Here is an 11,213-nt window from a genome sequence, read left to right on the forward strand (position 1 = left end):
AGAAAGGGTGGGGCTTACGCGGTGACGTCCGTGGCACCCGGACCGGCCACGCCCTTCCGGCGGCGCACGCCGATGACCACACCCGCGCCGACCACCGTCGCGGCTCCGCCGGCGAGAGCGATCTCCGGGAGCGCGGACGAGGAACCGGTCGCGGCGAGATGGGCGCCGCCCTGCGGGCTGAGGCCACCGGTGGAATCGGAACCACCTGTACCGCCGCCGGACGCGGCGTTCTGGCCGGGCTCGGCCGTGCCACCCGGCTTGCCCGGCTCACCCGGCTTGGTGGTCGGGTGCTGCGTCGGCTTCGCGCCCGCGGGGAGGATGGTGAAGTCGTACCAGGCTTCCTTGGCCGAACCACAGGAACCGTCGCGGTTGCGGTAGTCGCCGGCGGCGAGCGCGTACCCGGCGCCGGGCTTGGCGTCCTTGACCACGCGGGTGCGCAGTTGGAGCGTGATGGTGCTGTGCGGTCCGACGGCAAAGAAGCCGAACAGGTCGTCGGGCGCCGCGTCATGGAAGGTCTTCCACCGCCCCGTCTTGGCGTCGCGGTATTCGGTCTCCAGCTCCCAGTACGGCCGGTCGACATCTTCGGCGGAGGACACGAGCAGGAAGGGCTGGACCTCCCCCAGGGACTTGCCGGTGGTGTTGGTGAGCGTCATGGAGAAGGGGGTCCAGGCGCCGCCCGCAGTCAGCTGGGGCGGCAGTCTGTGGACGGCCACCTGTAACTGGCCGGACTCGAACGCGCAGGACTGACCCGCATCATCGGCATCACCGGGGGCCTTGCCTCCACCGGTGGCACCACCCGCGCCGGTGGTCCCCGCAGCGGTCCTTTCGGCGGTCCCGGCGGCTTTCGGCGGCTTCCCCGGGCCGGGACGGGCGGCCCCGTCGCGGTCCTGGGATGCCGAGCCGCCGGCAGCGGCTTCGCCCGGGCGCCGCGGCTCGTCCGGGTTACCCGTTCCGCCGCCGCTCGTTGCGGAATCCGCCGGCCGGTCCGCCGGTGTCGCGGCATCGGGGGAGGCGGGGGAGACGGGCGTGCGGGGACCGGCCTCGGACACCGGTTCCGTTGCGAACGAGGCGGCGGGCGCGGCCAGTACGGCGGTGGGCGCTATCACGGCAGCCGCTGCGGCGGCCGTCAGGGCGCGGCGAATCTTCATTCAGCAGACCTCTCGGATCCCAAGTGCCGCCTGGGCGGCAGAGGTTGACGTTCGTCATGGTCAGGCCGTGCATGACGCATGGTGTGCGTGAGTGCGCTTGCAGACATGCGTACATGTGCACACCTGCGCCCCGTGCAAGACGGCTCGCACTGCGAAAAGGTTGCACCCTCAAGTCACCGCAGTGGCGCATAAGGTGGGAGGTATCCTCGTATTTCCGTTAGGGTCCAGGTGGGGCGATACGCCGCCATGAACTCACTGACCATGAACTGAACATGAGTGGGAGTTGCTCACCCCGCTGATACCGTGGGCCGTCACCAAACGGCCTCGGGTGGCAGGCCGCCAGGTCAGCAAGGGGATTGGCCTAAAGATCCGCCCCGGCATCTCGCGGCGTGACCTGCCGGAACGCTATGGGCCGTGGCAGACGCTCTGCACCCGCTTCCGCCGCTACGCGCTCGACGGCGTGCCCACCCGCGCTCTGCAGCAGATTCAGACCCAGTCAGGCGGACGCCTCCTGTGACATCGCGCAGCCCGTTACGACGAACACCACTCGGGCGACTCGCCCCAGGCCAATCTCCAGAGTCCCTTCAACACGCCCGAGCCACACACCGTCTTCACCCGCTGGAGCCTGTGACCGAGGCCGCTGGTTGACCTTGCCCCTGGGAGAAGCCACAGCATCAGTGGGCCAACTGAAGTGGCCGGCTCGCGGAGGAGCGAGGATGAACATCGAGAGCCACCAGCTGCGTTTTCGGGAGTTGCTTCGCGAGGCCGACCACTACCGTCTCGCCCCCAAGGTCAGGAAGACCGAACCGGCTTCCCAAAACGCCACGGCCGGCGCCTGCCGGCCCTTTCGCCTGCGCTTGCTGCCCCGGCGCTGGGGATCACCACGGCAGAAGAGGCGTATGCACCCCTCGGGCCCGGCGACACCCCCCGACCCCACCCCCGACCCCGCCCCCGCGTCATCCCCTCGACGGGAGACGGTGGTGGGTGGGACCTGGAGGTCAGCGGCCCTCTTGCAGGATCGCGAGCATCAAAACGGGGGCTGAGCGGACGGGGCCCGGCCCGGTGTCCCGGCGAGTGGGATGCCGGGACACCGGGCCGGGGGTCCCCTCACCCCTCTCAGCCCGTGTGGACCTTCAATGCCGTCCGGACGGCGGATTCGAGGGCGCCTTCGATCCAGGCGGGCTTGATGGACGTGTGGTCCCCCGCGAAATGCAGCGGCCCTTCGGATGCGGGGACGTCGGGGAACAGTTCCGTGTGCTGGCCGGGGAAGAGCACGGAAGCCTCGCCGTAAGCGTAGTGGTCACGCATCCACGACTGGGTCTTGCACTTGTTGGTGAAGAAGACCTCGCACCGGCGGCCGAAGACAGCCTGCACTCCGGCGAGCGCGCGCAGATACCGCTCCTCGTCGGCGAAGGCGTCCCATTTGAGGGCGTCGTCGGACCAGCTGTAGGAGGCGAGCATGATGCCTCCGTCGCTGCCCTCCAGAGGGTGCGCGTGCTCGAAGTACATGAAGCGGTTGGCGTTGTCGCTCACGGAGCCGCCGCCACGGACATGGGCGGCATCCGGTTCGCCGCTCACGACGGGCCGGAAGACGGCGAAGCACTTCTTGAGTTCGTCGGGGATCGTCACCCCCAGGGCCTTCACGGACTTGTGCGCGCCGAGGTACTTGCCGTGCTTGACTCCGCCCGCCTTGTACTTTTCGTAGAGCTTGTCCTCGATGGAGTTCAGCGCCGCCTTCCACTGCGCCTCGGTGAACTCCCACCACCGTTGGGAGAACTCCAGCAGCACCTTGGTCGCGGCGTCGTAGTGCAGTTCCGTGATGGCCCGGCGCTTGCCGTAGGTGAGCGGAGGGTCGAAGGTGACGTGGCGCAGTCCGGAGAAGGGGACGGTGATGATCGCCTCGTCACCCTCGAAGACCTCCGTGACGCCCCCGTCGCCGGTCTGGCAGTCCTCGGAAACGGTGTGCACCCTGACCTTGCCGCCGTGGTGTTCGACGCGTAAGGCGCGCCTGTCGAGCCGTACCTTCCCCTTCACAGGCGCGTACAGCGCGTCGGCGAGCAGCGCGGTGCCGCCCTTGATCTCCCAGAACTTGGTCTTGGGGTCGATCAGCGCGGCGGACAGGAAGCTGTGCGTGAAGGAGAGGTGCAGCCGGGAGGTCAGGTTCTGGACGGTGCCGATGAGGTCGATGGTCCTGGTGTCGAGCCTGGCGGCTTCGGTGAGATAGCGGTACATGGACCAGTGGCCGTACTTCTTGAGAACCTCGGCCCATCCGTCGACGAGGGCCGTCCCCTCCTTGCCCCGGATGAGCCGGTGTGCGGGTTCGAGGGCGTGCGCGAGGATGGCGGAGGCGGTCTTCGTGCGGTTGGGGCCCGTGACACCAAAGGTGCCGTTGATCTTTTCGGGGTTCTTCTCGTAGTCGGCACGGCGCATGTGGATGCCATTGACGTGGATCCAGGTGCGATTGGCCTTCTTCGTCGGGTTGTCGACCTCCACGTCCACCAGGTAGAACTCCTGGAGCGCGAGGTCGAGCTTCTTGATCAGTGCCATGAGGAGCGGGTGGCTGTCGGGCAGCCGCATGGCCCCGGCTTCGGCGTACTGCTTGGGGTCGGCGAAGGGCTGCTCCCCCTTCTCGTGGCCGCCCTTGCGGAACGTCTTGATTCGGCCGCCGACGCGGTTGCCGTTGGCCTCGATCACAACGACATCGTGGCCCGACCGGTTGAGCAGGTTGGCGGCGAGCAGGCCGGCCGGTCCGGCCCCGACGATCAGGACCCGCTTCGTTGCTTTCGCCCCGCTGGCGGGCAAGCCGTTCTCGATGGCCTTCAGGTAGGCCGGGACGAGGGGCTTGTCGTGCTCGTCGTAGACGGCGATGGCGCGGGCGACCGTGGTGTATGCCTTGGGATCGACGCCGGGCAGCAGCGCGGCCGGCGCCGCCGAGGGTGCGGTGGCAGGGCTCAACGCGGTTGCGGGCGCGGCGGAGACGGCGGTGAGCCCGGCAGCGAGCGCCGAGGCACCGGTCGCCGTGACCACGGAGCGCCGGGAGGGCTGTGCGTCGTGCGACCGAGGCGAGGGGTGCGAGGCGCGTGAAGCATCCGTCGCGAGTTGCTCCTCGCTCGATGCGCCCGTGCTCTTCGTGCTCGGAATGCTCACGTCTGGGGTGCTCACGTCTGGGGTGCTCATGCCTGGGGTGCTCACGTCTGGGGTGCTCATGTCTTGTGTAGTCATGTCTTGTGTACTCATCGGGCATCACACTTGGCATACGAGCGACACAGAGCCAGTGCATTCACACGGACGAGGACCGTAAACCACTCAAACCGCTACATGACGCGGCTCCCCCGTCAACGTCAACGTCCAGACGAGAAGCGGACGTTCACTCCCCCGCCCCTTCCCGAAGCACCTTGACCAGCACAATCCACCTCGCCTGCGGAGAGCGCCACAGCAGCACGCCGGACCAGTAACAAGCGCCGTTCGCGAGGTAGTTGAGCATCCGCCCCACGACCTCCCGGCGGACACGGGTGTCGGCGTCCCGCTCGACCTGCACCAGCGTCGGCACGCCGTCAGCATCGACAAGGAGAGGGTCCAGTCCAACTTCAGTCGAACACCGACCAGCAGATGCCGTTCCGCAATCGCTGGTCGTCAAGTACGAGCTCGCGAATCGCCTCCGGGAGCTGGTCACGCTGCCACTGGCACTCGCGTCGCCCTGCGGCCTCACCCTCCCCTTCCGGCGCGGCAGCACGTATGGCCTTGATGGCATAGGCGGCCGCACCGAGCTCGTGCGCGGCGACGTGTGCGACGACCCCGGCCTGGCCGGCGGCGTACGCGGCATGCCGTGCTGCGCCACGCAGGTCTCGGGCCGCGCCCATGGCATGGCCTCCCGCCGCGCGAGCCCGGGTCATGTTGACCTCGCCACGCACCCAGGCGCGGGCATGCTCGATCGCTTGACGCGGCCGTGGGTCCTCGGGCTGAGCCGACTCGAAGAGGTCAAGGACGTGCTCCGCGCAAGATGCCGCCCAAAGAGCGAGGAGATGGTGATCCGGATCAGTGAGGGTGCCACCGCGCCGGATCGTCACGAACCGGGGGTCCCGGACCTTCGGGAGGATCATGGTTGGCACTCCTTCTGCTGGCATCCGCCCCACACCCGAGGGCGCGCGCCCGCGACCAGCCATGCCCACCCCGAAGCAGATCCTGCAAACCCGATGGTCGATCCGCAAGCTCGTCGACCACACCCGGTGCGCACCTGAGCGCGCTGCTCGCGGCTCTCGGGGCACCGGCGCCGACCGACGACAACGTCCACGACTGGATGCCCGCCTGCACACCCCGGCCTCCGACCTGCGGAGAGGGGCCGGGGAAGCCGGTGGTAAGCAGGCAGCCGGGCACCTACGCGACAGCCGCCGCCATGGCCCGCCGGGCTTCGACCGTCGCCCGGCACCTGGTGCACGAGGGGTTCCCGCCGACGCCATTCCTGTGACACGGCTGCCGGCAGCGTGCACATCGTCCGACCCGATCCGACGGCTCCAGCGCAGGTACGTGGCTACGGCCTGCAGCCTCGACAGAGGCCACCTCGCACCCGCGTTCGATTGCGGACCTGCTTCGACCGCCGCCCGCAAGACCAAGCCGAGCATCCCGTGCGACCGAACCTTGATCGTCGCCGCCGAACCTCGCGGACGCGTCCCGCTGGAGGCGGCGGCCATATCGCTGGGTGCGTCGCAGGTTTCCGCCGACCTTGCCGGAGCCGCGCGGAACAGGTGCGATATCGCCAAAGCCGGCGAGCCGGCCCGGGACAGGCGGCCGACTCCCATCCGTCAGAGCGCCATGTCCTCTTTGCGTAGATATTCTGTGAAGTGTGATCGAGTCTGGACGGCCGCGGCTCCGGCGTCGCCACGGCCGACGGAGGCTTGTGCGGCTGTCGCCGGTGATCCTCACCGTCGTCATTGCCAGCCTGGCATATGCCACTCCCCCGGAAATGGCCTTCAGTCGCCTCCTGCCCGCGGCGCCGGCCCTCGCCGCCGCTATGTGGCCGGTGCTCCCCACCGTCCTGCTGGGGACGGTCTGCCTTTTCCTGATGATCGGCCTCAGCATCGTGTTCCCCGGTCTGGGGACGTGGTGGACGGCCGCGGGGATCATCGCGGTCACCGTGGCGGCCGCGTACGGAAGTCATGTCCGGCTCCAGCGGGAGCGGACCCTCTTTCAGGTGCGGCTGGTCGCCGAGGCGGCGCAGCAGGTGGTGCTGAGTCCGATGCCGCGCCGCTTCGGGAGCGTCGAGATCGAGTCGCTGTATCTCGCGGCCGCGGCGGAGGCCCGTATCGGCGGGGACTTCTACGAGGTGGTCGACACGCGATTCGGGGTCCGGCTGCTCATCGGTGATGTGCGGGGCAAGGGCCTGCCGGCAGTGGGGGCGGCCGCGGCGATCGTCAACTCCTTCCGGGAGGCGGCCTACGGCGAGGCCGACATGATCAGCGTCGCGCGCCGGCTGGACGCCAGCAGCACCCGTTACAACGCCGCCTTTCCCCCCGAGGGGCCGATGGAGCGCTTCGCCACCGCCCTCCTTGTCGAGATCCCGCACGACGGCAGGCGTATCGACATCCTCAACTGCGGCCACCCCCCGCCGCTGCTCCTGAACCGCGGGGAACTCCGTGCCCTTGAGCCCACCACCCCCTCGCCGCTGCTCAACCTCGCGGAGCTGATCGGCGATCACTACAACATTGACACCTTCGACTTCACCCCCGGCGACCTGCTGCTTCTCTATACCGACGGGGTCGCCGAGGCCCGCGCCCGCGACGGCGGGTTCTTCCCGCTGGCGGCCTGGATGCGCCAACAGCCCCCGACGCCGCCCCACGAGCTGCTCACGGCTCTTCACCGCGACCTCCTCCGCTACAGCAGGGGACGCCTGGACGACGACATCGCCGCCCTCGCAGTGCGCCTGTGCGAGCCCTCGGAGTAAGGCCGGGGCCCGGATCGCGGCCATGTGATGCCTCCATCCGGTGCGCTGCCGGTGCCTCCCACGGACGACCGCGCTGTCGATTCCCTACCGAGCGATCATTCGCCATTCCGCCTTGGCAGCCGAGTCGCCGCCGGGCGGCCCATCGGTGGAAGCACAAGGGACAGGAGTCTGAAAGCCACACCCGACGCCTCGCCCGGCTGCCCGGATGACTCTGTGGGTGGACGGTCCCTGCGGAGCCTTCAGCCGAGCAGCTCGGCCAGTCCGACGATGATGCCCTCGGGGCCGCGGACGTAACAGAGCCGATAGGTGTCCTCGTACTGCTCCAGCTCGCCGACGAGTTCGGCGCCGCGGGTGCGGGGCGGGCAATGACGTCCTCGGTGTCGTCGACGGCGAACATGATGCGACGAATGCCCAGCGTGTTCGCCGGCGCCTCTTTCGGCTCGGCGGTGATGGCCTTCGCGCCTGTGGAACACCGCCATCCCTACTCGGCCGTGGCCGTCCGGGTCCGCAGCATGGCGATGTCCTGTCGGACGTCGTCGAGCCCGATGACGCGCTCCGCCCGACGTCCCTCAAGTGGCCCCTTGGGTCCCCGCGCATGCGGGGTTGATCCCTCGCGGACGACGGCCCGCGCTCCTCGCTCGCTGTGGTCCCCGCGACAGGAGCCTGCATGCAGCAATTCACCGGTAGTCCCCGCGCATGCGAGGTTGGTCCCGATGAGCCAGGACAGCAGCAGCGTCCGCTCGGCTGCTCCCCGCACCCGCGGGGTTGGTCCCGGCATGGGCCTGTGCGTCATGCGGACACGTGCTGGCTGGTCGCTGAAGATCTGGAGTCGGCCCGCCATGCACCGCTTCGACCGGGCGCATGACGGTGCTCGACGAGCCAGCCGGACGACGGCGGGCACAGAAGTGCGCCATCATGCATGAGGGTCTCGGAGTAACGGCCAGCGTATGGAACGCCAATGGCCGAGGGTTCATCGACCATGGCGAGTACGGCAGGCGACTTGAAGCGACGGACGAGGAAATGGCGCGGGATTACGACAGTCAGCTGCTGGAGTCGGTGGCAGTACGCCGTCGCAGGATGCGGGATGCCCTGTTGTTCGGTGCGCAGCGGGGACGTCGCACGGCGGACGAGCGGCTGGGGAAGGTCTTCGCGGGGATCGCGATCACGGCTGTCCTGTGCGCGGGGTGCGTGGGGTGGTCGTTCCTTCAGCACACGCTGGCCACGCAGAAGGCGGAGCAGGAGAAGCAGCAGCGTCAGATGCAGCAGTACGGGCAACCGACAAGGTCGGCGAAACCCTAGAAGCCAACGGATCGGATCCGGACAGAGTTTGCGGCATTCCCAGCGAATGCGCGAAGAGCTCCCGTGGCGGGAGAAGGATTCCCTGACGCAGAGTCAGAGTGGAAGCATGTCCCGTTTGGCCAGAGAGTTCGTCAACTCCGCGATGATAGGTTCCGGTAAGTGGTGAGCAGAGCAGCGAGTTCCCGGACGCAACTGAGCCGAGTGACGTTGGTCGGCGAGCGACGCCGGGCCGATGTCGTCCTGCTCTCCGATACACCGATCGGGCAGCTGATCCCGGATGTCCTGCCGTTGCTGGGCGATCGGCCCGCATCGCGGCCGGTAGCCCGGCAATTGATTACGTCCGACGGCTCTGTCCTGCCGTACGACAGCACGCTGGCATCGGCCGGTGTAGCCGACGGCGCCGTGCTCCGGCTGGTGACGACGCATTCTGCGCCGCCGGCTCCCGTGGTGCACGACGTTACCGATCAGGTGGCTGACGACCTCGATCTGCGGTCTTGGCGCTGGCGTCCTGCTGCGCGCCGGGCCAGTGCGGGTGTCGCCACCGTCGCCTTCGCCGTGATCGCCGCACTGCTCGCCCGCCGTGAGTTCCCGCTGGGCGCCCTGGTCGGTGCTCTGTCAGTTGTAGCGCTTGTGCTCCTGGCGGCCGGTGCGCTCGTCGCGAAGATCGGGCGGGGGAACCGGGGGCTGGCGACCGCCCTCCTACTCGCCGCTGGTGGGCTTGGTGTTCTCACGGGGTGGACGGCTGCCGATGCGTTCGGCTGGCCTGGCACCGCGCGGCTCGCTGCCGTGGCGGGTGCGCTGGTCGTGACGCTTGTGTTCCTTGGTTACTTCTCTCCGCTGGGCAAGGGTGGGCTCGTTGGTGCGGTAACCACTGCCGCTCTCGCCGTTGCATGGGAGGCGGTTGCCGCTGTTCAGGGTGATCCGGCCCGGCTCGGTGCCGTGATGGCTGTCTTCTCTTTGGTGGTGCTCGGTGTGCTGCCGCGGCTTGCGCTGATGGCGTCGGGACTCACAGCGCTCGATGACCGCCGCTCGGGCGGTGTCTCCGTCAGCCGTCACCAGGTAGGTACCGCGCTGGCGGCGACGCACCGCGGCCTTGCCCTCTCGACGATCGTCACGGCGATTTCGGCAGCCTCCGCCGGGTGGCTGCTCACGCTGGCCGAGAAGCCGACCGTATGGACCGTGGTGCTGGCGGCGCTCGTTGTCGTGGTGCTGGTGTCGAGGGCGCGAGCGTTCCCGTTGGTCGTTGAGGTTGTTGCGCTCTTGGCTGCTGCGTCGTGCCTGGTGGTGCGCCTGGTGACGTGGTGGATGGAGCATGCGGGGGGTGTCGGGCCGCTGGCTGTGCTGTGTGTGGCTGCGACGCTGCCGTTGGTCGTTTTGGCGGTGCAGGTGCCCGAGCATGTGCAGGTGCGGCTGCGGCGGATGGGCGATCTGGTCGAGTCCATTGGCATGGTGGGGCTCTTCCCGCTCGCCTTTGGTGTGTTCGGTGTGTACGGGCAGCTGCTCAACGAGTTCTGACAGTTCTGAGTCGATGTGCTGGCGCTGTGGGCAGGGCAGCAGAGTGGGGGGATAAACAGGTATGCCGAGCGGAGACGGCTGGCAGGGTGATGTGCTGCGCGACCTGAGGGGCGGCGCCGAGCAAGGTGCACAAGGCCCCGGCGGACAGACGTACCGCGCTTCCGCGCCGGGCCCTGTGCAGAGCATGCAGGCGCCGGACGCCGCCCCTGGCGGTGGCGCGCCACCGCAGGCCGGCTACCCGTACGGGCAGGAGCAGCACGCGGGTCATCCGGGCGGCTGGCCGCAGCAGGCCGGGTACCAGGAACAGCAGCAGAAGCAGCAGGCCCCAGCCGCGTACGCCCCGGGCCCCCAGCCCCAGAGCGGTATCGGCTCGCGGCCCGTGGTGGACGAGGGCTTGGCCGGCACGCTACGCAGCAAGCCGCGGCACGGCGAGTCCTTCGCGGCGCGTGCCGCACGTGCCCTGCGCCGTACGCTTTCCTCGTCGGCCGCGAGCGAGGTCGCCGCGATCACCCGCACCGCTGCGGTGCTGCAGCAGCCCGTGACGACCGGTCGGCAGATCGCCATCACCTCTATCCGGGGCGGGTCCGGCAAGTCGACCGTCGCCGCGTTGCTCGGCACCGCGTACGCGCATTACCGGCACGACCCGGTCCTCTTCTTGGAGGCCGACCCGGCGCTCGGCTCGCTGCCGCTGCGTCTCGGCGCCGAGGCGCTGCGCTGGACGACCAGCGATATCGCGGACATCGTCAAGGCGGACATGTCGCTGCTCGATGTCACCGGCTATCTCGTCCAGCTCCCCAACAACGCCTGGCTGCTGCCCGCAAGCCAGGGACAGATCGGCGTCATGCTGGACAGCCGGTCGTACGAGCGGGCCGTGGTGGCGTTGCGCCGCTATTTCGGTGTGATGGTCATCGATTGCGAGACATTGCCCACGGAGGTTGCCCGGGTCGCGCTGGCCGCCGCCCATGGCCGGGTGCTGACCGCACCCGCCACGCCGGAAGGCGTCACCAGTACGTTCTCGGTGCTCCAGTGGATGCAGGGGCTGCCTCGCCATGTGATCGCCGGCACGGTCGTCGTGCTCACCGAACTGGTAGCTCACTCGGGAGTCGACCTCGACGAGGCCGCCCAGAGGCTCAGGTCCACTGGGGTAAGCGTTCAGGTTCTGCCGTATGACCGGCATTTGGCAGCCGGTGGGCGAGTCCAGACCGAGTTGCTGGCTCACCCGACCAGGGAAGCCGCTGCCCGCATCGCCGCGGACGTCTTCCAGCTTTCTCTCGCCCAAAAGCGTCACTGACCAGATGCCGAGCCCGATCGTG

At 68.8% G+C, this 11,213-nt stretch carries 8 protein-coding genes and 1 pseudogene; 5 read left to right on the plus strand and 4 right to left on the minus strand.

The window, feature by feature from the left end; translation table 11 throughout:
• Positions 1 to 14: 14 nt before the first annotated feature.
• A complete protein-coding gene (locus tag K7C20_RS05845) occupies positions 15 to 1,148 on the minus strand; it encodes a hypothetical protein (RefSeq protein WP_053210518.1) in 1,134 nt (377 codons plus the stop codon).
• A 277-nt stretch (positions 1,149 to 1,425) separates the two neighbouring features.
• On the opposite strand from K7C20_RS05845, the pseudogene K7C20_RS05850 reads away from it, so the two are divergent.
• Positions 1,426 to 1,665 (plus strand): annotated as a pseudogene (locus tag K7C20_RS05850) (transposase); the annotation flags it as partial.
• A 599-nt stretch (positions 1,666 to 2,264) separates the two neighbouring features.
• Here K7C20_RS05850 and K7C20_RS05855 read toward each other — a convergent pair.
• The 3 genes from K7C20_RS05855 to K7C20_RS05865 all read right to left on the minus strand — a co-directional run bounded on the left by K7C20_RS05855 (position 2,265) and on the right by K7C20_RS05865 (position 5,248).
• A complete protein-coding gene (locus tag K7C20_RS05855) occupies positions 2,265 to 4,175 on the minus strand; it encodes an FAD-dependent oxidoreductase (protein ID WP_209444045.1) in 1,911 nt (636 codons plus the stop codon).
• Positions 4,176 to 4,515: 340 nt separating this feature from the next.
• The gene (locus tag K7C20_RS05860; protein ID WP_030080761.1) at positions 4,516 to 4,698 is read right to left on the minus strand and encodes a hypothetical protein; all 183 of its coding nucleotides are present in this window, start codon (positions 4,696 to 4,698) and stop codon (positions 4,516 to 4,518) included.
• A 37-nt stretch (positions 4,699 to 4,735) separates the two neighbouring features.
• Positions 4,736 to 5,248, minus strand: coding sequence for a putative immunity protein (locus K7C20_RS05865; protein WP_030080763.1), 513 nt, complete (start codon positions 5,246 to 5,248; stop codon positions 4,736 to 4,738).
• An 860-nt stretch (positions 5,249 to 6,108) separates the two neighbouring features.
• Here K7C20_RS05865 and K7C20_RS05870 point away from each other — a divergent pair.
• From K7C20_RS05870 to K7C20_RS05885, 4 genes are all read left to right on the plus strand, one after another.
• A complete protein-coding gene (locus K7C20_RS05870; protein WP_246655291.1) occupies positions 6,109 to 7,086 on the plus strand; it encodes a PP2C family protein-serine/threonine phosphatase in 978 nt (325 codons plus the stop codon).
• A 1,020-nt stretch (positions 7,087 to 8,106) separates the two neighbouring features.
• Positions 8,107 to 8,385, plus strand: a complete 279-nt coding sequence (locus K7C20_RS05875) for a hypothetical protein (RefSeq protein ID WP_030080767.1) — start codon at positions 8,107 to 8,109, stop codon at positions 8,383 to 8,385.
• Positions 8,386 to 8,544: 159 nt separating this feature from the next.
• On the plus strand, positions 8,545 to 9,900 hold the full coding sequence (gene eccD / locus K7C20_RS05880) for a type VII secretion integral membrane protein EccD (RefSeq protein ID WP_053210516.1): 1,356 nt from the start codon (positions 8,545 to 8,547) through the stop codon (positions 9,898 to 9,900).
• 61 nt (positions 9,901 to 9,961) lie between these two features.
• Complete coding sequence (locus K7C20_RS05885; protein ID WP_053210515.1) at positions 9,962 to 11,191, plus strand: MinD/ParA family ATP-binding protein; 1,230 nt, start codon at positions 9,962 to 9,964, stop codon at positions 11,189 to 11,191.
• Positions 11,192 to 11,213: the final 22 nt, after the last annotated feature.

The sequence above is a fragment of the Streptomyces decoyicus genome (genome assembly GCF_019880305.1).
Lineage (GTDB): Bacteria > Actinomycetota > Actinomycetes > Streptomycetales > Streptomycetaceae > Streptomyces > Streptomyces decoyicus.